This window comes from Cobetia sp. Ld8, assembly GCF_045066615.1.
GTDB lineage: Bacteria > Pseudomonadota > Gammaproteobacteria > Pseudomonadales > Halomonadaceae > Cobetia > Cobetia amphilecti.
In genome coordinates, this window is record NZ_JBISHF010000007.1 from 15,411 (window position 1) to 37,301 (window position 21,891).

Genomic DNA, 21,891 nt, shown 5'->3' on the forward strand with positions numbered 1-21,891 from the left:
CAGGCTCTGAGTGCAACACCCTATTGAATTGAGGGTGGTGCTTCATTGTGCTTTGCCATCAGTTCATTCATCACCTCGATAGGGCATTTGAAGTCAAAGCGTTTTCGAGGCCGAATATTCAGCTCGAAGGCAATGGCATCCAGCTCTTCCTGACTGGTCAGTGACAGATCCGTTCCCTTAGGAAGATACTGGCGAATCAGCCCATTGATATTCTCGTTGCTGCCTCTTTGCCAAGGGCTATGGGGGTCACAGAAGTAGATAGCGACGCCTGTGTTCTGCGTGATAGCGGCATGCCTGGCCATCCCCCGTCCTTGGTCATACGTCAGGGTTTTTCGTGCTGCCAATGGCATTCTGTTCAGCGCGGCACTGAAGCCCTCTACGGCTGATGTCGCAGTCGCATCATGCATCTTTGCCAGTATCAAGTATCCGCTACTGAGCTCTACAAGAGTGCCAATCGCTGAGGCATTGCCTTTGCCCTTGATTAGATCGCCTTCCCAATGCCCAGGCATCTCGCGCTTGTCCACCTCGGGCGGACGAAGGTGAATGCTGACCATGTCGGGGATCTGACCTCGCCGGTCCGTCTCACCACGCCGAGGCTTACGCGTACTTTTGCCTTGCCGCAGGCAATGGATGAGCTCTTTGCGCAGTTGCCCAACCGGCAGCGCATAGATGGCGGTGTAAATCGTCTCGCGACAGACGTAGGCGTCTTCAAGCTTGGGTAAATTCATGTGTCGAAGCTTGCCGGCGATCTGCTCAGGAGACAAGTAGCGGCGAAGAAGGTACTCGACAAGCCTGAACCGCTCACTACCGATGGCAAGCTTTCGCTTGGGCCGGCAAAAACGCCGACGTTTGAGTCGCGACGTTTGCGCGCGTTCAGCTCGGTAGTCGTTGTTCGGCTCACTATTTCGGCGAATTTCGCGGCTGATAGTGGAGGGAGAACGACTCAGACATCGAGCAATGGCTCGGAGGCTCAGGCCTTGAGAGAGACAAACCTGGATAGTGGCACGATCAGTAATGCTGAGTTCTGAGTATGACATGAGCGCAATACCTTACAGGGAAACTCAGGTGTTGCACTCAGAATCTGCGGCCAAGGGGTTATCATTTTTTCACGTGATGAAATGAAACAGTGGGAAATGGCCAAGAAGTTTCAGGGCGATTCTCGTGTGCGTTTCTTTATAGGGGATGTGCGTGACCGAGACCGGGTATATCGTGCTCTAGATGGCGTCGATTATGTCGTCCATGCGGCCGCCACCAAGATTGTGCCCACTGCCGAGTACAATCCCTTCGAGTGCGTGAAGACCAATGTTCAAGGCGCAATGAACCTGATTGATGCGTGCATTGACAAAGGCGTAAAAAAGGTCGTCGCACTGTCTACTGATAAGGCTAGCAGCCCGATCAACCTATACGGTGCTACCAAGCTGACATCCGATAAGCTGTTCGTTTCAGGCAATTCCTACGCAGGCGGCCATGAGACCCGCTTTTCAGTAGTACGATACGGCAATGTGATGGGCTCGCGCGGTTCAGTGATTCCGTTTTTCATGTCCATTCGTGACAAGGGAGTGCTGCCAATCACGGATGATCGTATGACACGCTTCATGATCTCTCTGGAGCAGGGCGTCGAGTTGGTCTGGCATGCTTTCGAAGACATGGAAGGTGGAGAGATTTACGTCAAGAAGATTCCTTCCATGAAAGTCACCGACCTTGGGCGTGTCGTTGCGCCGGAGGCCAAGCAGGAAGTCGTCGGCATTCGTCCCGGAGAGAAACTTCACGAGCAAATGATTGGCGCTGAAGATGCTTATTACACCTATGAGTATCCTGAGCACTTCAAGATTCTGCCGGCTATCAACAGTTGGGATCAAGATGCCAATCGTATCAAGGATGGCAAGAAGGTGCCGGAAGGGTTTGTCTATTCCAGTGACAGCAACAGTGAGTGGATGAGTGAAGGCGAGCTCGAAGCCTGGATAGAGACTAACTGGGACAAGATCGGAGCTATCTGAATGATTCCCTACGGACGTCAGGATATCCAGCAGGCCGATATTGATGCCGTGATAGCCGTCTTGCAGTCAGATTTTCTGACACAGGGCCCCATGGTGCCGCGCTTTGAGCAGGAGGTCGCTAACAAGGTGCGGGCACGCCACGCCTTGGCTGTGAATAGCGCCACATCAGCCTTGCATATTGCCTGCCTGGCATTGGGCTTGGGGCGGGGCGATTGGCTATGGACTACCCCGATCACCTTTGTGGCTTCCGCCAACTGTGGTTTGTATTGTGGAGCTCAGGTCGACTTCGTGGATATTGATCCGCATACCTATAATTTCTGTCCCAAAGCGTTGGAAGCCAAGCTTGAGCAAGCCGAACGTGCCGAGCGTCTGCCAAAGGTGGTAGTGGCCGTGCACCTGTGCGGGCAGCCCTGCGACATGCAGGCAATCCATGCCTTGGGGCAGCGATACGGCTTTCGCATCATTGAAGATGCGTCACATGCCATTGGTGGTCAGTATAAAAACGAGTACATCGGTAGCGGTCGCTATAGTGATATCACAGTGTTCAGTTTTCACCCGGTGAAGATCATCACGTCCGCAGAGGGGGGGATGGCACTGACCAATGATGATGCTCTGGCTCGTAGCATGGACCTGCTCCGGAGCCACGGGGTGACTCGTGATCCTGCATTGATGAGCCACGAAGCCGATGGCTCATGGTACTACCAGCAGGTTGCTTTGGGCTTTAACTACCGTATGACTGAATTGCAGGCCGCGTTAGGGTTGTCCCAGCTTGAGCGCCTGGACGTTTATGTGGCGAAGCGTAACAGCCTTGCAGATCGTTATGATCAATTGTTGGCCGATCTGCCCGTGATGATCCCGTATCAGCATCCCGATAGCTATTCTGGTCGCCATCTCTACGTCATTCGTCTCGAGCTTGACCAGGTCCGTGTGAACCATCGGGAAGTCTTCGATGCCCTGCGCGAGCAGGGGGTTGGAGTCAATCTGCACTATATCCCTGTGCATACCCAGCCCTATTATCGGGATTTTGGCTTCCGGGCGGGCGACTTCCCTGAGGCTGAGCGCTATTACGAGCAGGCCATCAGCCTGCCTTTATACCCCATCATGAGTGATATACAGCAGGACAACGTGATTGTTGCCTTGCGCCGGGCAATGGAGGTGGTATGAGTAATCTCGCTGTTGCTGGCCCGGTCGCTATAATCCCCGCGAGGGGCGGTAGCAAGCGGATTCCGCGCAAGAATATACGGGAATTTTCTGGCAAGCCCATGATCGCTTGGTCTATCAAAGCCGCGTTGGACAGCGGATGTTTCGCGCGTGTGATCGTCTCAACTGATGATGATGAAATCGCTGCCGTAGCGGAAGCCAATGGCGCGGAGGCACCGTTCCGTCGTCCCGCCGCACTCTCTGACGATCACACTGGCACCATCCCGGTGATCGCTCATGCGATTGATTGGCTTCGCGAACAGGGTGAGTCGTCTCAGTCGGTGTGCTGTCTCTATGCAACCGCACCTTTTGTTCAGCCACATGATTTGAAAGCAGGTTTGCTCGCGCTACTAAGTGGCGATGCAGACTATGCCTTCTCAGTCACAAGTTATGCATTCCCTATCCAGCGAGCCTTGCGCTTGACGTCTGACAGTCGTGTCACAATGTTTCAACCAGAGCATTTCACCACGCGCTCTCAGGACCTCGAGGAAGCCTGGCACGACGCCGGGCAATTTTACTGGGGGCGCGCAGAAGCCTGGGTTGCCGGGAAAGCGATTTTCACTCAGTGTGCCGTGCCGGTAAGGCTACCGCGCCATCGGGTACAGGACATCGATACTCCTGAAGATTGGAAGCGCGCCGAGTGGCTATTCCGGGCCTGGCAGGCCGAGATGGCATTGGAGCGGGGGGGGCAGAGAAATGAGTGATGAGACAAGTCAGCCTCCCTCCTCTGTGGTGGTTTTTCGTGCAGACGCCTCAGTCGAGATTGGCACTGGTCATGTCATGCGCTGCCTCACGCTTGCCGAAACTCTCAAGGCGCAGGGTATTCAGTGCCACTTTCTTTGTCGTGAACATGTTGGGCATTTGATCGATACCATTCAGGCGCGGGGCTTTGTTATCCATCGATTGCCTGTGTGGAGCCAGCAGGACATTGATGATGCGTCCGGGAGTCCTCAGCCGAGCCACGCGCATTGGCTGGGTGTGTCATGGCAGCAGGATGCCGAGGCCTGTGCCACTCTGCTGCGGAGTTTGGCTCCAGACTGGCTTGTCGTGGACCACTACGCACTGGATGCTCGCTGGGAAGCTGCGGTATTGCCTGCCCGAACCCGTTTGCTCGTCATAGATGACCTGGCGGATCGCCCCCATCTTGCCCACCTGCTACTTGATCAAAATCTGGGTCGCCAATCAGAAGACTATGCTGGATTGGTGCCAGTGGAATGCCAAGTGTTGGCGGGACCACAGCATGCCGTATTGCGGCCGGAGTTTGCTGAGCGTCGTGAGAGCAGTCTGACTCGTCGGCTCCGACGCCCGACGATCAAGCGAATGTTGATCAGCCTTGGTGGTGTCGACAAGGACAATGCAGCCTGTCGCGTACTTGACGCTCTGAACGACTGCGACTTGCCACATGATCTCGAGATTACCGTAGTCATGGGCGCCACCGCGCCTTGGTTGAGAGAGGTCAAGGCTAGAGCCGGGGAGCTCCCGTGGTTCACCGAGGTGGTCGTCAATGTATCAGATATGGCGAGGCGGATGGCCGAGGCTGACCTCGCAATTGGTGCCGCAGGTAGTACTTCCTGGGAGCGCTGTTGCCTGGGGCTGCCTACTCTCATGCTGGTACTGGCCGAGAATCAGAAATCTATTGCCAAGGCGCTGGATATGGAGGGCGCGGCGGTTTGTCTAGGCGACCAAGAGCAGTTGGTCGAGGGGCTGTCTCGACATTTATCAGCTCTTCAGGTTCCTCATGCCTTGTATGAAATGAGCGTAGCTGCTGCTCAACTGACCTCTGGCGGCGGAACGCTGGCCCTCTGCCGGGCTCTAAATGGGGAGTCAAAGTTTAGATGATATTACCCGCAACTTTACGCACTCTCGAGGAGGCCGATCTCTTCTTGGTACGTCAATGGCGTAACCATCCTGATGTTCGGCGTTACATGTACACACAGCATGAGATTTCTGAGGGGGAGCATCGCGCTTGGTTCAAGCGTTCACAGCACGACCCAAATCGGCATCTCATGCTGGCTGAAGCAAATGGCCAGCCATTTGGGTTTGTCAGCATTCAGCTGGAAAATGATGAGCCGCATCGCGCTGTATGGGGGTTCTATCTTGCTCCTGAGGCACCGCGAGGCAGCGGTCAAGCGCTTGGGGAAGTCGCTTTGGAATTCGCGTTTGATCAGCTTGGTCTGCACAAACTTTGTGGTGAAGCTCTTGCCAACAATCAACGCTCGTTAGCGTTTCACGAGCGTTTCACGAGCGTTTCGGATTTGTGCGCGAGTCATTATTAAGAGACCATCACTTTGATGGAAATACTTATCACGATGTCATTGGCTTCGGGCTATTTCGTAGCGAATGGCAATTGCAGCAAGGAGCATGACGCTACATGACAGTCCCCTCTATTGAGATCGCTGGTCGCCGTGTTGCGCCTGATCAATCTCCCTATATTATCGCCGAACTTTCCGCCAACCATAATGGCAGGCTCGAAACGGCCATGCGTATTGTCGAAGAGGCTGCCAAAGCAGGTGCTGATGCTATCAAGTTGCAGACTTACCGACCCGATACCATTACCCTCGACTGCAACAGTGAAGAGTTCAAGATCAAAGGCGGTCTCTGGGACGGGCGTACTCTCTATGAGCTTTATGAAGAAGCTCACATGCCTTGGGAGTGGCACCAGCCGCTTTTTGAGCATGCACGAAAGTTAGGGATCACGATTTTTAGTTCACCCTTCGACACTACAGCAGTTGATCTTCTTGAAGAGCTTGGTGCGCCAGCATATAAGATTGCTTCTTTTGAGGCTATTGACTTGCCGTTGATCGAGTATGTCGCCAAGACGGGTAAGCCGATGATTATTTCAACGGGCATGGCAAATTTGGAAGAAATTCAGGAGGCTATTGAAGCTGCCCAACGTGCAGGCTGTCACCAGCTGGCGATATTGCACTGTGTCAGTGGATACCCGGCACCATCTGAAGATTATAACTTGAATACAATTGCCGATATGATAAGCCGTTTCGGCTTGGTAACGGGTCTGTCGGATCATACCGTAGACAATACTACCGCTATTACCAGTGTCGCTCTTGGTGCAAGCCTGATTGAAAAGCATTTTACGTTGGATCGTAATGGTGGTGGGCCTGATGATAGCTTTTCTATAGAGTCTGAAGAATTGCGGGCATTATGCCGTGATACGAAAACTGCCTGGAAGTCCTTGGGTGAAGTCAACTATGGTCGAAAGTCCAGTGAAATTGGGAATGTACAGTTCAGGCGATCACTCTATTTTGTGAGAAGTATGGTGAAAGGTGAAAGGATAACTAGCGAGTGTGTTCGGAGTGTAAGGCCTGGGTTTGGTGTGGCTCCAAAATATTTGAATGATATCATTGGCTCCCGAGTGCTGAATGACGTCGATATCAATACCCCAGTCTCTTTTTCTATCATTTCGAAAGATTCTTGATTTTGCAGCATTCTGGTATGTAATATAAAAAGCTGTTAATTTGAATCACTGTCAGATCAGCATATAGGTAAAAATTACATAATAAGTTATAATGGTCTAGTCATTATGTATGTTGCCTTGCGCAGCGTACCTCCACACCAAGAACCATTTTCGACCTTAACTTGTTGAGCGCATTACGCTAGAATGCGCTCAATTTACCAGCCTCCCCGCTGCTATCGTCCGAGCCGGCGGGGGTAGTGCTGCGTATCGTTTGCACCATCTTCTGTCCCAAGAGGTATTTCCATGAGCGTCCATGCCATCAATCATCCACTGGTCCAGCACAAGCTCGGCCTGATGCGTGCAGCAGGCATCAGCACCAAGAGCTTCCGTGAGCTGGCCAGTGAGGTCGCCAAGCTGTTGACCTATGAGGCAACCCAGGACCTGGAGCTGGAAACTACCACCATTGATGCCTGGAGCGGCAACGAGCTGGATGTCCAGACCATCAAGGGCAAGAAAGTGACCATCGTCCCGATCCTGCGCGCCGGCCTGGGCATGCTGGATGGCGTGACGGACCTGATTCCCCCGGCACGCATCAGCGTCGTGGGCCTGTACCGTGATGAAGAGACGCTGGAGCCGGTACCGTATTTCGAGAAGTTCGTGTCAGACCTCGATGAGCGTCTGGCCATCGTGATCGACCCGATGCTGGCGACCGGCGGTTCCATGATCGCCACGCTGGACATGCTCAAGGCCAAGGGCTGCCAGCAGATCAAGGTCATCGTGCTGGTCGCGGCGCCTGAGGGGATCGCCAAGGTGCAGGAATCCTACCCGGACATCGAGATCTACACCGCCTCCGTCGATGACCGCCTCGACGAGAACGGGTACATCGTGCCGGGTCTCGGCGATGCCGGTGACAAGATCTTCGGCACGCGCTGAGCGCCCGCCAGAGATGACAACGCCCTGCGCATCTGCGCGGGGCGTTTTTGTATCTGTCTGACCTGTCTGAGCAGTCAGGATCAGGCGGTTGACTCCTCCGTCCGTGAAAAGAAGTGCTGCCATGTCGTCTTCATCACCGTCCTCTGATACCTCCTCTCCCCATGCGTCGTCTGCCCATGTGCCCTTGCCGGAACAGGAAGGCTTCTCGCTGACGACGCTCGTCACCGGCGCGCAGATGCTGTTCGTCGCCTTTGGTGCGCTGGTGCTGGTCCCGCTGCTGACCGGGCTTGATCCCAACGTCGCCCTATTCACGGCCGGTGTCGGCACCCTGGTCTTCCAGTGCGTGACCAAGGCCAGCGTGCCGGTCTTCCTCGCCTCATCGTTTGCCTTCATTGCGCCCATCCAGAGCTCGGTCGCGAACTTCGGCATCCCTGCCACCATGGGCGGCTTGTTCGTCGCGGGCCTGGTCTATGTGCTGCTGGCGCAATGCATCCGCCTCAAGGGTGTCGGCATCGTGCATCGTCTGCTGCCGGCCGTCGTGGTCGGTCCGGTGATCATGGTCATCGGCTTGGCACTGGCACCGACGGCGGTGCAGATGGCCACCGGCGAATTCAGCGACAACATCTCGCATGCCCAGGCGCTGACGTTGTCATTGGCCAGTCTTGGCGTGACGCTGGTGCTGTCGATCTTCGGGCGTGGCATGTTGCGTCTGGTGCCGATCCTCGGCGGTATCCTGACGGGATATGGGCTGGGGCTGGTGATGGGAGTGATCGACCTCTCGCCGGTGCATGCCGCTGAGTGGTTGGCGCTGCCAAGCTTCACTGCGCCGACCTTCGAATTTTCCGCCATTCTGTTCATGATTCCCGTCGCCATCGCGCCTGCCGTCGAGCACATCGGCGACATGGTGGCGATCGGCTCGGTGACACGGCGCGACTACCTGAAGAAGCCGGGACTGCATCGCACGCTGCTCGGTGACGGCCTGGCGACGTCGGCGGCGTCACTGTTCGGTGGTCCGCCCAATACCACCTATTCCGAAGTGACCGGTGCGGTGATGCTGACCCGCAATTTCAATCCGCGCGTAATGACGGTCGCGGCCTGTGTCGCGATCTCGCTGGCCTTCATCGGCAAGGTCGGCGCCGTGCTGCAGACGATTCCCACGCCGGTGATGGGCGGCATCATGTGCCTGCTGTTCGGCTCGATCGCGGTGGTCGGCATGAACACGCTGGTACGCGCGGGGGATTCGCTGACCGCACCGCGCAATCTGGTGATCGCCTCCTTGATCCTGGTGTTCGGGATCGGTGGCATGCAAGTCGGTGGTGGTCAGTTCACGCTGCAGGGCGTGAGCCTGGCCGCCATTCTGGGTATCGTGCTCAACCTGATTCTGCCGCCGGCGAAAGAGGGAGAATGATTACCATTTGATGAGTGGTCGCAGGGAACATTTCCGCGAATGACGGTTCAGATAAATGCAACTCTCCTGTGCTGAGCGACTGGCACATGTGAGTTGCATTTTTCGTTTTCCCACCAGACGCCAGCTATCGTTTTCGCATGTCTTGCACGCGACACAAAGCGGTACTGGCGGACATTCGAAGGAGTGATGCTTGCGTACCCTGGTCGTAGTGAGAAGCCTGAAAATGGGCGGCATGGAGCGAGTGGCGGTCAATCTTGCCGACAGTCTGGCCGCGAATGACCACGAGACGCATATGGTCATCTGGCGCGGTCGTGATCAGGTGCTTGAACCGCAGGATGCCAGCGTCCAGCAGCACATCGTGCCGATTCAGCAGCGCGTCCAGCGTTCCGTCGGCGGCGCCCTGACGACACTGGCGTCACGTCTGGTGCTCAATCCCGTCATCCGTCGCTCCAATTTCGTGTGGGTCGGCAAGGCCGGCGGCGAGGAATTCGCCGCTTGGCTCAAGGAATTCGAGCAGAAACGCGGCAAGGTTGACCGCATCATCTTCCGTGGCCTGGGAACCTTCGAGCAGGTGTGGGGCTTCAAGGATTCCCGTGCACGTTACGTGCTGGAAAATCGCGTCAACTTTAGCGGCCCGCAGTGGAAGCAGCGCATGTTTGCCCGCTGTCTGCTGGAGGACAAGCATCTGGTGGCGGTGTCCGAGGATGTGGCGCAAGGGGCACGTGACATTGCTCGCCAGCATGGGGTGACGCCGGCGCATATCGAGACGATCGTCAATGCCTGTCCGATCACCCGGATCCGCAAGCAGGCCGCCATGGATGAGCCGGATATCCCGGCTGAACCCTTCATTCTCAATGTGGCGCGTCTGGTGCCGCAGAAAGACCACGCCCTGTTGCTCGAGGCTTATGCCCTGGCCAATCCGAAGGAGCCATTGGTGATCGTGGGGGCAGGCAATTGCCGTGAAGCCCTGGAAACCCAGGCTGAAAGGCTTGGCATCGCCGAGCGGGTGATCTTCGCCGGTCAGCGTGACAACCCCTATGCCTGGATGCGTGCCGCCAAGCTGTTCGTGCTCAGCTCGCGTGTCGAGGGCATGGGTATCGTGCTGATGGAGGCGCTGGCCTGCGGCACACCGGTGGTATCGGTGGATTGCCGTGGTGGAATACGCGAGATCCTCAAGGGCGAGCTGGAACACGCCATCGCGCCGCATTCCGCCGAAGGCCTCGCGCGACGCATGAGCGAGTTGTTGGCAGAGGAGGGCTATCCGGTTCGCGAGGAATGGTTGGCTGATTTCTGCCCGCACACCATGGTGGAGCGTTTCCTGGCCGAGCCGGCCACCAATGACCCCTGGGATGAGGCGCGCGAGCAGTCGACTGATGCTGCGGGCCAGCCTCACTCCCGCGCTGCAAGAGGCTAGCGACGCGCTTTACGCCAACTTGACCGAGCTGGCCAGGGTTGAGCTGGCAGGGCCGAGCAGCTCTCGAGCGAATGCCGGTCTAGCGACTCTGTGCGATGCATAGCCACTGGCAGTCTGGGGCCTCGGCAGCGTCGGAGGTCCCGTGGTGGTTAACTTCACTGCTTGAGAGTTCATGGCTTGCGGCTTGTGACGCCGCCGGCTTGCGCCAGTGCAGTTGATAGCGCTCCCCGGCATGCAGTCGCGCAGCATCACCACATTCGAGAAGTGCCTCCTGGCAGGCCGCCGTCGCGGGGAACTCGATACATAGTGCGCCGTGCGTGACCAGTACCAGGCTGTCATGCGCGGCCTGCAGATAGGCGCTGCACTCCGGTGCGAGGCTGCCCAGCTCGATCTGGGGCTGTGGCGATGTCTGCCGGGATTGATCAATGCGTCGCAGCGTGAGCCCCGGTCCACAGCCCGCGATCGGCTCATGCTCGCTGTCACGCAGAATGCGTGGTGGTTCGACGGGTATCTCATCGCTGAAGAAGTCACTCAGCGAGATCGGAAATACCTCGAGAATCTTGTTCAGCGAGCTGACGGAAGGGCTGACCGCGTCCTGCTCGACCTGCGAGATGGTCGAATTGGTCACCTGGGCGCGCTTGGCCAGTTCACGCTGAGAGAGGCCATGACGCGTGCGCAGTTCGCGCAGCCGCTTGCCCAGCGTGCGAGACGCTGCCATTTCCTCGTCCGCCATTTCCTGGCCGTTAGTGGACTGCGCTGCCTTGCCGGCAGTGAGAGGTTCGGGGGCAGTAGGGGAGCTATCGTGCGACATCAGTGGTGCCTGATTAAGTGAGCATGCGCGCAGGCTAGCACGTGGGTGGGAGTGCGTGGCAGTGCACCTCGTCACGCCCAGGTGAGTTCATTTGTTGCTTGTGGCTCAAGGCGAGCGACTGCTCCCCCCGGCGCTGAGCGTCTCGAGCAGATGGCGCCCTTGATCATCCTCATGATGCCGGCGTGCGATGCACGGCAGCCACAGGCAGAAGGTGGCGCCGCCACCGGGCGTATCTTCCAGCCATAGCCTGCCCCCCAGCTGGGTGATCAACCCGGATGAGACCGACAGACCAATGCCCGAGCCATTGGCGCGCGTGGTGAAGAAGGGCGTGAAGATGCGCGACTTCAGGTGCTCGGGCACGCCAGCGCCGTGATCGATGACGCGTATCTCGACCCCCGCCACGGGGGCGAGCTCCGTTGGCACTGAAGCTGGCGCTGGCACTGAGGCTGACGTATCCGGACGGCTGTTTGGCTCACCATTCATTACGGCCAGCGCCGCATCGCGATCACGGCTGGTGATGCACAGCGTATCCGGCACAGGCGCCATCTCGATGGCGTTGATCAGCAGGTTGACCAGCACCTGAGTCAGTTGCGCGCGGTCGGCCTCGATCAAGCGGGTCGCCGCCAGCTCATGCTGCAATTGATGGCCGTGATGATCCAGCGCGTGCCTGACCAGCACCTCGACACTGTGGATCGCCTCGTCGGGATGAATCTGGCTGAGGTGAGGCGCGCCGAGTGACGGCGTCAGTGAGTTGCCGTCGCCAATGTCGTTGGAGGCGAGCGGGTCGCGTGCGTACTGACGCAGGTTGTCGACCAGCGCGCGAATGCGCTCGACCTGATGGATGATGGTGGCGATTTCCTCGCGCACCGGCTCGGCCTGCTCACCGAGTATCACCTCGATCAACTCGACATGACCCAGAATCACCGCAGCGGGGTTGTTGATCTCGTGGCCGATACCCGCCGTCAGTTCGCCCAACGCCGCCAGTTTCTCGCGGGTCAGCAGGCGCGCGCGCGCTTCGCGCAGCAGGCGGACGTGCTCCTCCAGCGCCTGACTGCGTTCGCGCAGTGTGGCGGTCTGGGTGCTCAGGTCGCGAGTGCGATCCTCCACCTGGGCTTCCAGCGTCTGGGCCGCGAGCTGTATCTCGTGGCGGTGCGCTTCCAGACGCGCCAGCATGGCGTCGAATTCCTCGGCCAGTTCATCCAGCTCATCACCGTGCCGCTGCGCCGGCCCCAGAGAGGACAGCGGGCCTATGCGCAAGCCCTCCTGGGACGGGGTATCACGCACCGCATGCACCACACGGCGAATCTGGCGGATCGGCTGCATCAGGCGCTCGATGCTGCTCCATACCAGCAATACCCCCAACAGACTGACCGCGATAAGCACCAGGCTGATATGCGTCAGCGTCTCGCGATAGAGTCGCGCGTAGGGCGCCTGCGGATAGCCCGCGTATATCATGCCGATCCGCTGGCCATCCAGAGAATCCAGCGGGGCATAGGCGGCCACGAACCAGTCACGAACCACGAAGGCACGATTGATATAGCGCTCGCCATTGCCTATCACCTGACGCTTCACCTCCAGCGAGGCGCGCGTGCCCAGTGCACGCTCGCCGCTGGCATCGGTGACATTGGTGGCGATGCGGACATCATCGAGAAACAGGGTGATGGTGCCGGTGCCATCTTCCGGCAGGGTGCCGGGGCCATAGAGCAGATCGCGGATTTCATCGACCAGACGCGGGTCGCGATTGAGCAGGCGGCCCGCATCCAGCGCGCCCAGCAGCTTGCCCTCGCCATCGAGGATGGGCACCAGCGCCCGCAGCAGCATGCCGCGGTTTTCCTCGCGGCGGGCACTGGGTTGTGCGTAGGGCGTCTGGCGCAGCGCAAGGCGCGCACGCTCGGCAAGGGCAGGGTCCAGCGTCGCCAGCGAGTCGCTGGACAGCATGTCGAGGCCATCCAGGCTTTCGCCGCGCGCCAGTTGCGGAATCAGCGCGGCGACGCCGGGCGTCTGGCGCAACTGCTCGGTGGGCAGCCAGCGCAGCCAGTCGGCATTGAGAGTGTCCCGCATGGTATCCAAGCGCGGCACCAGGCGTGGCAACAGCTGCGCGGTCTGCTCATCGGGTGCCACCAGCTGGCGCAGGTTACGACGCATCGCCTCCAGGCCATCACGCAGGCGCTGATGCTGGCTCTGCAGCGTGCGGCTGGCGACATCGAGGTCGCTGCGCACGTTCATGTACAGCTGGCGGTCGGTATAGGCCGTGGTCCAGTAGGCGGTCAGGCCGACCAGCGCCAGCATCAGCGCCAGCAGCGGCGCCAGTGTCAGCAGCAGCAGCCTGCGCCGCAGCGAACCGGCGAAGTAATGGCGCAGGCGTTTGATCATGCGCTGCCGTCGGCTCCGTAGGGAGCGGCGGACGAGGTGGCGGGGGCGGGTTGATCGCTCTCAGTACCAATCTCAGTGCCACTCTCAGTGGCATTTTCAGCGCCGCTGTCCTCACTGATTTGCTGCTCGGCGCGCCAGGTGGTCAGTTTGCGATCCAGTGTCTTGCGCGAGATGCCTAGCTGGCGGGCGGCGGCTGACTTGTTGTTGGCATGTCGCTCCAGTACCGCGCACAGATGGGCCTTTTCCACCGCATCCAATGACCACTCGAGCGGATAGCCGCTGCTGGTGGCCTCTTCCTCGATGGAGGTGGTCGCGTCTCCGCTGTCATCCCATGCCGGGTGGCTTGATGCCTGTGCGGCCTGACTGTCGACCGGCAGGGTATCGCCGGGCAGGCGGCCGAGCAGCAAGGCGCGCTCGATGACGTTCTTGAGTTCCCGCACATTGCCGGGCCAGGAATAGTGGCACAGGCGAGTGAGATCAGAGTGCTGCCAAGGCACGGCGGGGAGGTTGAGCTCACGCGACAGTTGGCGCGAGAAGTGCTGAGCCAGCGCCGGGATGTCCTCTGGGCGCTCGCGCAGGGCCGGCAGTGTCAGGCTCAGCACGTTGAGGCGATAGTAGAGGTCTTCGCGGAAGCGGCCCGCGGCCACCTCCGTCTCCAGTGTGCGGTGAGTGGCGGCCACGATACGCACATCCACCGCCTGTTCCTGCTCGCCGCCGACGGGGCGCACGCGGCGCGTCTCCAGCACTCGCAACAGCTTGGCCTGCATCGCCAGGGGCATCTCGCCGATTTCATCCAGGAACAGCGTGCCGCCATCGGCGAAGCTGAACAGGCCATCACGGCCTCGATGCGCGCCGGTGAAGGCCCCCTTGAGGTGGCCAAACAGCTCGCTCTCCAATAGCTCCGGGCTGATGGCGCCGCAGTTGACCGGCACGAAGGCGCCGCGCCGACCGGATAGGCGATGCAGATCACGCGCCGCCAGCTCCTTGCCGGTGCCGGACTCCCCCAGAATCAGCACCGGCGAGGGCGCAGGGGCAACGCGCGCGATGATATGCGCCAGTTCCTGCATGGCAGGGCTCTCGCCCTTGAGGCTGGCCTCTTCCTGCTGATGGCGGGCATTGTCGCGACGGAGCAGGAAGTTTTCCCGCGTCAGCTGGCGGCGCTCAAGGCAGCGGTCCAGCGCGGCCTGCAACTGTTCGAGGCGAAACGGCTTGATGATGAAATCACAGGCCCCGGCCCGCAGTGCGCGCACAGCGGTCTCGAGGTCGGCGTAGGCCGTCATGAAGATGACATCGCTGACCGAAGAGGGCGCAAGCGCCTCATCCCAATCCAGGCCATCACACCCCGGCAGGCGAATGTCGAGCAGGATGAGGTCGAAATGCAGGCGCGAGCGCAGGGCTTCGGCCTGCTCGACACTCTCGGCACACTCGATCAGCGCGAAGCGCGAGGACAGTGCCTTCTCCAGATAGCGGCGCATGCCGGGCTCGTCATCGACGATCAGTACCGAGGCGGTGGGGAGGGGATCGCTGCCGCTACGCCGGGTCTCACGGGGTGTGGAGGGGGCGTGGGCAGTCATGGCATTCCTCGGGTCAACAGGGCAGTAGTGGTCGCAGGGGAGATCATCTCTATCATGCGGGCATTGTGGCGTGCTGCTCACTGGTAATCTAGCGCTGGATGCCACATTGCTGCCTCTTTCTGCTTACGCTTGCCACAGGCAGGGCCTTGCAGCCTTGTCAGCACGCGGCGCTGGCGGGCAGGGTTGGCAGGCTGTCCCGTTGCGCTACGCAAGGCCCGGCGATGACTCGTCAATCGGGTCGTCATGGGGCAGTGGTGGTCATGCCTGGACTTATTGTCAGTATTTTCTCGGCCATTCCCGCAGTGCCATTCCGGTAGCGCCATTCGCTCCAGTCGATATAGCGACGTCAGCAGGGCGACAGGGGAGTCAGGGATGAGAGGGGCGTCAGGGACGATAGGGACGACAGCAGGCGGGAGCCGGCAAGTCTGCCTGCTGGAGAGGATTCCGGTATCATCGCCGGCTGTCTTGCGTGCCAGCCCATGTATCAGCGCTGTCTGGCAAAGCCTTGAAAGCCTTTATTGGATAGTCCGTTTCGTCACCACAGCGCTTTCGGCATGTCGTTTGCAGAGTCACATTCACGCTGATGTCATCAAGACCGTCACGCCAGAAAAATATTCAGGGAGCACCACCCATGCCGCAACGCCATACCTTGTCTTCTCGTCGCCTGCTGGCCACCCTCGCAGGCCTGTCATTCGGTGCGCTGAGCATTCTGCCGGCCCAGGCAGCCGACGACATCATCCGTCTGGCTACCACGACCAGTACCTACAATTCAGGCCTGCTCGATCACCTGCTGCCGGAGTATGAAGAGGCCCACGATGTCACCATTCAGGTCATCGCGGTCGGTACCGGCAAGGCATTGCGCATGGGCCAGGATGGCGATGTGGATCTGGTGATGACTCACGCCCCGGGCGCCGAGCGCAAGTTCGTCGATGCCGGCTACGGTGTCGAGCCGCATGGCGTGATGTACAACGACTTCGTGCTGCTTGGCCCCGAGGCGGACCCGGCGGCCATTGACGGTATGCAGGATGTGGACGCGGCACTGGGCAAGATCGCCGGCGCCAATGCCGGCTTCATCTCGCGCGGCGATGACTCCGGCACCCACAAGAAGGAATTGGCCCTGTGGCAGAGTGCCGATGTCACCCCTGACTTCTCCGGCTACAAGGCCGTCGGCCAGGGCATGGGCAAGGTGCTGAGCATGGCCAGTGAGCTGCAGGATTACACCTTGAGCGATCGTGGCACCTGGCTTGCGATGGAAGACAAGCTCGAGCTTGAGATTCTGGTCGAGGGCGATGCGCGCCTCTTCAATCCCTATCAGGTGATTCTGGTCAACCCGGCCAATCATGACGGGCTCAATACCCGTGGTGCGCGTGAGCTGGCCGAATGGCTGATCTCCAGCGAAGGGCAGCAGGCAATCGATGATTACCGTCTCAAGGGCAAGGCGCTGTTTCATGCCAGCCACGGCGAGACCGGCTTCGATGCTCGCCAGACAGCCGACCGCGCCTCTGAGCGCACGCCGGTGAAGGCGCAGGGCGCACAGGCTGAGCCGCGTTCGTGAGCTTGTGGCAAACCACGCAGGAGGCCATGAGCCTCCTGCTGAGCATGGATGGTGCGCTGTGGGAGATCATCGGCGTGTCGTTTCGTGTCTCGTTGATGGCGATGTTGATCGCGGTGCCACCGGCACTGTTGATCGCCTTCGTGCTGGTTCGCTGTGCCTTCCCGGGGCGCTGGCTGCTGATCTCGCTGATCAATACCCTGATGGCCGTCCCCACCGTGGTGGTGGGGCTGCTGCTGTTCATCCTGCTGTCGCGCGCTGGCCCGCTGGGCGACTGGCATCTGCTGTTCACCCAGCCGGCGATGGTGATCGGGCAGATTCTGCTCGCCCTGCCGATTCTGGTGGTGATGCTGCATGCCGCGCTGGCGGGCGTCGACAAGCGTGCCTGGGAGACGGCCTTGCAGCTGGGGGCGTCGCGCCGGGCGGCGCTGTGGCGGCTGGTGATGGAGGCCCGTTTCGGCGTGATGGCGGCGTTGGTGGCCGCGTTTGGTAGAATCATCGCTGAAGTGGGTTGCGCCATGATGGTGGGTGGTAACATTGCCGGTTTCACGCGCAATATCACCACGGCCATCGCGCTGGAAACCCTCAAGGGCGAGTACGCCCAGGGGGTCGCCCTGGGCATGGTATTGCTGGTGTTGGCACTGGCGCTCAATCTGATGCTGGGGCTGTTGCGTGGTCGTGGTCAGCTGGTGGTGCAGGCGTGACCCCAGGCCTCGCCACCAGTCACGTTCTGCTCCCGCAGTCTGCAAGCCGCCTGCCAGCCAGTTGAGACAAGCACACGCCAGCACTGATCGCGTCAGGCTGAATCGTCGTATGGAGTCATGATGTTCCCCCCTAGTTCTTCGTCCTCGTCTGTTCCCCCGGGCGACCCCTCCTGCCCGGTGGCGGGGACTGGCTTCGCGCAAGCCTCGCCGTCTGCTGCCCAGGCACTCGCTGCCGCCGCAAGCGTTGCCCCTCTGTTGCGTGTGCGCGGCCTCGAATATCGCTTGCCGCCTGCGGCGCAGGCATCTGGCGAGGGCGCCGAGGCGCAAGGGCGCCTGTTATGGCATGTGGCGGCGCTGGATTGGGCGCCGACCCCGGCGTCCGGCTGGGTGCACCTCAAGGGCGACAACGGCAGCGGCAAGACCACGCTGTTGCGCGTGCTGGCCGGCATGCAGCCAGCGACTGGCGGCAAGCTTGAATGGCAGACCCGTGACGCTCATCCGGTGCGCTACCTGCACCAGCAGCCGTATCTGTTCGACACCAGCGTGGCCGGCAATCTGGTGCTGGCGGCTCGCTGGCAACCCGACAGCGGCTCTGCCGGCCAGCAGCGCGATCAGGTCGAGGAGATGCTGCGCTGGAGCGGGCTGAGCGATCAGGCCCGTCAGCCCGCCCGCTCATTGTCGGGTGGCGAGCGGGCGCGACTGGCATTGGCGCGCGCCTGGTTGTCGCGTCCGCCGGTGCTGTTGCTGGATGAGCCTGCCGCCAATCTGGATCAGGCCGCCGTCGAGCAGTTGGCGCTGCGACTGGAGCAGATGTGCCAGCAGGGGTGTGCGGTGATCCTGTCCTCGCATCAGGACAATGCCTTGAGTCAGGGCTCGAGTGCGCGCTGGACGCTGAGCGCTGCCAGCCTGCACACTGAGCCCACAGCGGGCTGAGTCGTCTTCATGAGCTGAGCCTTCAGTGCAAGCACCTCAAGCTTCAGGGCTGAGAAAGCCTTGTTCATCAGCCGCTTGCACTGGATGCTCTGCCAGCAGCCCTGCTGCATGACATTACCTGCGCCTTTGCGCACTCGACCGGGATACGCCTTCATGCCGAGCTCCAATCACACCTCTGACGCCACGCCACTGCCGAGCGATGCCGAGCAGCTCAAGGCCTCGCTCACGCCCGCCAATATCACCGGGGTGGTGCTGGCCGGTGGCCAGGCGCGGCGCATGGGTGGCGTCGACAAGGGACTGGTCATGCTCAATGAGGTGCCGCTGGTGGCGCATGTGCTGGCGCGCCTGACCCCTCAGGTGGGCGAGCTGCTGATCAATGCCAACCGCTCTCACGCCGAATATGCCGCCTATGGGCATCCGCTGGTCGAAGACAGCGAGCAGGGTTACCACGGCCCCCTGATGGGCATGGCCAGTGCGCTGGCGGCAGCGCGGACGCCCTGGGTGATGATGGTGGCCTGTGATGTGCCGCACCTGCCCAATGAACTGGTCGAGACGCTGAGTGTGGCGCTGATCGACCATGCCAACGGCGATCATCTGGAAGGCTTCACTGTCGAAGGCGGTCACGCGGTTGATGCCGGGCCTGCGCTGCTGGCCGTGGCGGCAGACGAGTTCCGTTACCATCCGGTGATCTGTCTCATGCACCGTGGCCTGCTGCCCTCGCTGCAGGCGGCGCTGGCCGCTGGCGAGCGCAAGATCGACCGCTGGTTCGATCAGCACGTCTGGCTCAAGGTGCAGGCGGGCAGCGAGCAGGACTTCGCCAACCTCAATACCCTTGAAGAATGCCGTGAGATGGAAGCCGGCTCGCGCTGAGCGTGCTTCTTTCCTGACGTCTTCTGCGTGTCATCCGTTCCCGCTTGCACGTCCAGAGTGTGTCATTGTGATGCAGGTGGTCATTGCCGGGGGCGTCTCTTCAGGAGTCTGGCGGGTTATTGTCTTTGCCTGCCCGGTATTGATGGCCTTGGCGTTGCACCTCAAAAGTGTCGTGTCTGGCGGTTCTGGCGGCTGTCTTGCCACTCTGCGTCGTTGCCCCCATTGAACCCTTGCTCATATCGAGCCGTTGCCCCATTGAAATGAGCGCCATGCGTGTTCACCTTCATGGCATCCGCTCAGCCCGCATTGTCATCGTCACCTTTTTCCTTTGCGGGCGCGGGAGCGCTGCGGTGAGCCCGTCGACAGGCCGCCTTACGCCGGAATCATCAAGAGAACCTTCATGCCTGAGTCTTCTTCCACGACTGACCAGCGTGCTGATACCGCTGTCAGTGCTGAACATTCCTCCCCCCGCAGTGATGCTCCCACGCCGCGTGGTGATATTTCTCATGAAGTCGGGATGTCGCCCGCCTGGCAGGTACGGCTGGCGGCGTCAGCGTGTCCATTGTTGGGCATCGCGGCCTGGAGCGGCACCGGCAAGACCACGTTGCTCGAGCAGCTGCTGCCCGAGTTGAGAGCGCGCGGCCTCCGCGTCGCCGTGATCAAGCATGCGCATCATGCCTTCGATGTCGATACGCCGGGCAAGGACAGCCATCGTCTGCGAACGGCGGGTGCCGTGCCGATGCTGGTGGCGTCCGCCAAGCGCTTTGCGCTGATGATGGAGACGCCGGACCAGGCGGAGGCCGATCTGGAGCAACTGGTGGTGCAGCTCGAGGGGCTGGAGGTGGACCTGATTCTGGTCGAGGGCTTCAAGCAGTGGCCGCTGCCCAAGCTTGAGCTGTACCGCGAGGCCGTGGGCAAGCCGCTGCGTGCCCCAGAAGACCCCTGGATCCATGCGCTGGCGACACCGGCGGCGCAGCTGCCGCCTCGTGATGATGTGCCGCAGGACCTAAAGCGGCTGGATCTTGACGATCCTCAGGCGCTGGCCGCCTGGATCGCCGCCTGGCCGGTGCATTGGCGCCTGGAAGGCGGCAAGCCGCGTGGCGAGGTGGGCGCATGAGTCTGTCGTGTTTCGATCCGCGTTTCGGCGAGCGCATGCTGAGTGTCGATGAGGCCTTGAGCGTGCTGGGGGAGAGCCTGGCGGGCGTGATGCGCACGCCACGCAGCGAGCGTGTCGCCCTGGCGCAGGCGCCCGGGCGTGTGCTCGCCGAGACGGTCATCTCGCCGCTGGATGTCCCGGCGCAGACCAACGCGGCGATGGATGGCATCGCGCTGGCGCGGGCTTCATTGCCAGAGGCGGCGAGCGGCGAGCCCCTGAGCGATCGCGGCGAATTGAGCGATCACTGCGAGCTGAGCGTGATCGGCAGCTCGCTGGCGGGCCATCCCTGGACGGGCCGGGCGCTCGCCGCGGGGGAAGCCATGCGCATCACGACCGGCGCGGCCCTGCCCGCAGGCGCCGACACCGTCATCATGCAGGAGCAGCTCGAGTATCGCTCCGCGCAGGGCGAGGGCGAAGGGCTGGGTGAGGGCTTGATTGAGGGCGAAGCAGGCGAGCGGGTGGTGATCGAGGGCGTGACCAGCATTCGCCGTGGCCAGAATGTGCGTCAGGCCGGAGAGGACATCGCGCGCGGTAGCCAGGTGATGGCGCCGGGCCAGTGGCTGACGCCTGCCGCCGTGGGTGTGCTGGCGTCGCTCGGACTCGCAGAGATCGCCGTCTATCGGCCGCTGACGGTGGCGATCTTCTCCACCGGTGACGAGGTCACGGCCCCCGGCGAGACACTGCCGGCCGGCGGCATCTATGACGCCAATCGCTTCAGCCTCGTGGCGCTGCTGCGCGACCAGGGCATCGAGGTACTGGATCTTGGCATCCTGAGCGATGACGAGGCGAGCGTGACTGCTGCCCTGCGTGATGCCGCGACGCGTGCCGACATGGTCATCACCTCCGGCGGCGTGTCGGTGGGTGAGGCCGATCATGTGCGCAGCGCCCTCGCTGCCTGTGGTGAGCTCGCACTGTGGCGCATCGCCATGCGACCGGGGCGCCCGCTGGCGTTCGGCATGTTGCGTGCCACTCCCGCCGACGCCGCGTCGTCATCTGGCCAGGTGCCGTTCTTCGGCTTGCCGGGCAATCCGGTGGCGACCATGGTCACCTTCCTGCAGTTCGTGCTGCCGGCGCTGCGCCTGTTGTCGGGCCAGCAGCGGTTGGCGAGGGTTGAGGCGAAGGATGAGGCGAGCGCCTCCGCGACGACACTGGCGCAGTGGCAAGCCCCGCGCCTGCAGCTGATCGCCGGCGAGACGCTGCGCTCACGTGCCGAGCGTGTCGACTATCATCGCGGCCAGATCGTGCTGGATGACCAGGGGCGTCAGGTGGTGATGACCACGGGGCGGCAGGGCTCGGGTATTCTGACCTCGATGTTGCTGGCCGAATGCCTGATCGAGATTCCCGCCGGCTGTGCCACGCTTCACGCCGGCGAGCCGGTCATGGTGCAGTGGCTGGGCAGTCGCGGCATCGTCTAGGCGATCCCCGCGCAGTGGTCATGCCTGCTGATTCATGAAAAGATAGTCTGCTAATTTCTTGGCCAGTCCTGTTCATCAGGGCTTGCCTGCCTGCTTCTTCAGGCATTGGTATTTCTGAGATTGCCGCCAGTCAGGCGCA

General features: G+C 60.9%; 19 protein-coding genes. 15 read left to right on the plus strand and 4 right to left on the minus strand.

From position 1 onward, the window contains the following. Positions 1–20: 20 nt before the first annotated feature. Positions 21–1,037, minus strand: a complete 1,017-nt coding sequence (locus ACJJV2_RS05035) for an IS30 family transposase (RefSeq protein WP_405278686.1) — start codon at positions 1,035–1,037, stop codon at positions 21–23. 63 nt (positions 1,038–1,100) lie between these two features. Here ACJJV2_RS05035 and pseB point away from each other — a divergent pair, with 63 nt between their 5' ends. From pseB to ACJJV2_RS05080, 9 genes are all read left to right on the plus strand, one after another. Next, positions 1,101–1,997: a UDP-N-acetylglucosamine 4,6-dehydratase (inverting) gene (pseB, locus tag ACJJV2_RS05040; protein WP_405280675.1), complete on the plus strand. Its 897-nt coding sequence runs from the start codon at positions 1,101–1,103 to the stop codon at positions 1,995–1,997. Beyond that, a complete protein-coding gene (gene pseC, locus ACJJV2_RS05045; RefSeq protein ID WP_405278688.1) occupies positions 1,998–3,161 on the plus strand; it encodes a UDP-4-amino-4,6-dideoxy-N-acetyl-beta-L-altrosamine transaminase in 1,164 nt (387 codons plus the stop codon). It abuts the gene before it with no gap. Beyond that, the gene (pseF, locus tag ACJJV2_RS05050) at positions 3,158–3,901 is read left to right on the plus strand and encodes a pseudaminic acid cytidylyltransferase (protein ID WP_405278690.1); all 744 of its coding nucleotides are present in this window, start codon (positions 3,158–3,160) and stop codon (positions 3,899–3,901) included. Before pseC ends, pseF begins: the two co-directional genes overlap by 4 nt. After that, entirely contained in the window at positions 3,894–5,036 is a 1,143-nt protein-coding gene (gene pseG, locus ACJJV2_RS05055) for a UDP-2,4-diacetamido-2,4,6-trideoxy-beta-L-altropyranose hydrolase (protein WP_405278692.1), read from the plus strand. The genes pseF and pseG overlap by 8 nt, the downstream gene beginning before the upstream one ends. After that, positions 5,033–5,473: a UDP-4-amino-4,6-dideoxy-N-acetyl-beta-L-altrosamine N-acetyltransferase gene (gene pseH, locus ACJJV2_RS05060; protein WP_405278694.1), complete on the plus strand. Its 441-nt coding sequence runs from the start codon at positions 5,033–5,035 to the stop codon at positions 5,471–5,473. Before pseG ends, pseH begins: the two co-directional genes overlap by 4 nt. A 95-nt stretch (positions 5,474–5,568) precedes the next feature. Then, positions 5,569–6,630: a pseudaminic acid synthase gene (pseI, locus tag ACJJV2_RS05065; RefSeq protein ID WP_405278696.1), complete on the plus strand. Its 1,062-nt coding sequence runs from the start codon at positions 5,569–5,571 to the stop codon at positions 6,628–6,630. A gap of 282 nt (positions 6,631–6,912) precedes the next feature. Next, the gene (gene upp / locus ACJJV2_RS05070) at positions 6,913–7,542 is read left to right on the plus strand and encodes a uracil phosphoribosyltransferase (protein WP_043335602.1); all 630 of its coding nucleotides are present in this window, start codon (positions 6,913–6,915) and stop codon (positions 7,540–7,542) included. A gap of 121 nt (positions 7,543–7,663) precedes the next feature. Beyond that, positions 7,664–8,950 carry a uracil-xanthine permease family protein gene (locus tag ACJJV2_RS05075; RefSeq protein ID WP_084589577.1) on the plus strand — a complete coding sequence of 429 codons (1,287 nt, stop codon included), beginning with the start codon at positions 7,664–7,666 and terminating at the stop codon, positions 8,948–8,950. Positions 8,951–9,140: 190 nt separating this feature from the next. Then, complete coding sequence (locus ACJJV2_RS05080; RefSeq protein ID WP_405278699.1) at positions 9,141–10,364, plus strand: glycosyltransferase; 1,224 nt, start codon at positions 9,141–9,143, stop codon at positions 10,362–10,364. A 79-nt stretch (positions 10,365–10,443) separates the two neighbouring features. Here the strand turns inward: ACJJV2_RS05080 and ACJJV2_RS05085 are convergent, their stop codons facing one another. From ACJJV2_RS05085 to ACJJV2_RS05095, 3 genes are all read right to left on the minus strand, one after another. Further along, positions 10,444–11,175, minus strand: a complete 732-nt coding sequence (locus ACJJV2_RS05085; protein ID WP_405278701.1) for a helix-turn-helix domain-containing protein — start codon at positions 11,173–11,175, stop codon at positions 10,444–10,446. 105 nt (positions 11,176–11,280) lie between these two features. Next, entirely contained in the window at positions 11,281–13,548 is a 2,268-nt protein-coding gene (locus tag ACJJV2_RS05090) for a cache domain-containing protein (RefSeq protein WP_405278703.1), read from the minus strand. Beyond that, a complete protein-coding gene (locus tag ACJJV2_RS05095; RefSeq protein WP_405278705.1) occupies positions 13,545–15,122 on the minus strand; it encodes a sigma-54-dependent transcriptional regulator in 1,578 nt (525 codons plus the stop codon). The genes ACJJV2_RS05090 and ACJJV2_RS05095 overlap by 4 nt, the downstream gene beginning before the upstream one ends. A gap of 631 nt (positions 15,123–15,753) precedes the next feature. Here ACJJV2_RS05095 and ACJJV2_RS05100 point away from each other — a divergent pair. The 6 genes from ACJJV2_RS05100 to glp all read left to right on the plus strand — a co-directional run bounded on the left by ACJJV2_RS05100 (position 15,754) and on the right by glp (position 21,752). Next, entirely contained in the window at positions 15,754–16,677 is a 924-nt protein-coding gene (locus ACJJV2_RS05100; RefSeq protein ID WP_303593687.1) for a substrate-binding domain-containing protein, read from the plus strand. Between the two features lie 26 nt (positions 16,678–16,703). After that, a complete protein-coding gene (locus ACJJV2_RS05105; RefSeq protein ID WP_199852303.1) occupies positions 16,704–17,378 on the plus strand; it encodes an ABC transporter permease in 675 nt (224 codons plus the stop codon). Positions 17,379–17,498: 120 nt separating this feature from the next. Continuing rightward, entirely contained in the window at positions 17,499–18,311 is an 813-nt protein-coding gene (locus ACJJV2_RS05110; protein WP_405278708.1) for an ATP-binding cassette domain-containing protein, read from the plus strand. A 153-nt stretch (positions 18,312–18,464) separates the two neighbouring features. After that, a complete protein-coding gene (mobA, locus tag ACJJV2_RS05115; protein WP_052384886.1) occupies positions 18,465–19,181 on the plus strand; it encodes a molybdenum cofactor guanylyltransferase in 717 nt (238 codons plus the stop codon). Positions 19,182–19,698: 517 nt separating this feature from the next. Next, complete coding sequence (gene mobB / locus ACJJV2_RS05120) at positions 19,699–20,298, plus strand: molybdopterin-guanine dinucleotide biosynthesis protein B (protein ID WP_405280678.1); 600 nt, start codon at positions 19,699–19,701, stop codon at positions 20,296–20,298. Continuing rightward, positions 20,295–21,752: a gephyrin-like molybdotransferase Glp gene (glp, locus tag ACJJV2_RS05125; RefSeq protein WP_405278710.1), complete on the plus strand. Its 1,458-nt coding sequence runs from the start codon at positions 20,295–20,297 to the stop codon at positions 21,750–21,752. The genes mobB and glp overlap by 4 nt, the downstream gene beginning before the upstream one ends. Positions 21,753–21,891: the final 139 nt, after the last annotated feature.

Excerpts from the sequence above, each read along its gene's own strand:
- ACJJV2_RS05035 (WP_405278686.1), bottom strand. The coding sequence starts at position 1,037 with ATGTCATACTCAGAACTCAGCATTACTGATCGTGCCACTATCCAGGTT.
- pseC (WP_405278688.1), top strand. The coding sequence starts at position 1,998 with ATGATTCCCTACGGACGTCAGGATATCCAGCAGGCCGATATTGATGCC.
- pseF (WP_405278690.1), top strand. The coding sequence starts at position 3,158 with ATGAGTAATCTCGCTGTTGCTGGCCCGGTCGCTATAATCCCCGCGAGG.
- pseG (WP_405278692.1), top strand. The coding sequence starts at position 3,894 with ATGAGTGATGAGACAAGTCAGCCTCCCTCCTCTGTGGTGGTTTTTCGT.
- pseH (WP_405278694.1), top strand. The coding sequence starts at position 5,033 with ATGATATTACCCGCAACTTTACGCACTCTCGAGGAGGCCGATCTCTTC.
- pseI (WP_405278696.1), top strand. The coding sequence starts at position 5,569 with ATGACAGTCCCCTCTATTGAGATCGCTGGTCGCCGTGTTGCGCCTGAT.
- upp (WP_043335602.1), top strand. The coding sequence starts at position 6,913 with ATGAGCGTCCATGCCATCAATCATCCACTGGTCCAGCACAAGCTCGGC.
- ACJJV2_RS05075 (WP_084589577.1), top strand. The coding sequence starts at position 7,664 with ATGTCGTCTTCATCACCGTCCTCTGATACCTCCTCTCCCCATGCGTCG.
- ACJJV2_RS05085 (WP_405278701.1), bottom strand. The coding sequence starts at position 11,175 with ATGTCGCACGATAGCTCCCCTACTGCCCCCGAACCTCTCACTGCCGGC.
- ACJJV2_RS05090 (WP_405278703.1), bottom strand. The coding sequence starts at position 13,548 with ATGATCAAACGCCTGCGCCATTACTTCGCCGGTTCGCTGCGGCGCAGG.
- ACJJV2_RS05095 (WP_405278705.1), bottom strand. The coding sequence starts at position 15,122 with ATGACTGCCCACGCCCCCTCCACACCCCGTGAGACCCGGCGTAGCGGC.
- ACJJV2_RS05100 (WP_303593687.1), top strand. The coding sequence starts at position 15,754 with ATGCCGCAACGCCATACCTTGTCTTCTCGTCGCCTGCTGGCCACCCTC.
- ACJJV2_RS05105 (WP_199852303.1), top strand. The coding sequence starts at position 16,704 with ATGAGCCTCCTGCTGAGCATGGATGGTGCGCTGTGGGAGATCATCGGC.
- ACJJV2_RS05110 (WP_405278708.1), top strand. The coding sequence starts at position 17,499 with ATGTTCCCCCCTAGTTCTTCGTCCTCGTCTGTTCCCCCGGGCGACCCC.
- mobA (WP_052384886.1), top strand. The coding sequence starts at position 18,465 with ATGCCGAGCTCCAATCACACCTCTGACGCCACGCCACTGCCGAGCGAT.
- mobB (WP_405280678.1), top strand. The coding sequence starts at position 19,699 with ATGTCGCCCGCCTGGCAGGTACGGCTGGCGGCGTCAGCGTGTCCATTG.
- glp (WP_405278710.1), top strand. The coding sequence starts at position 20,295 with ATGAGTCTGTCGTGTTTCGATCCGCGTTTCGGCGAGCGCATGCTGAGT.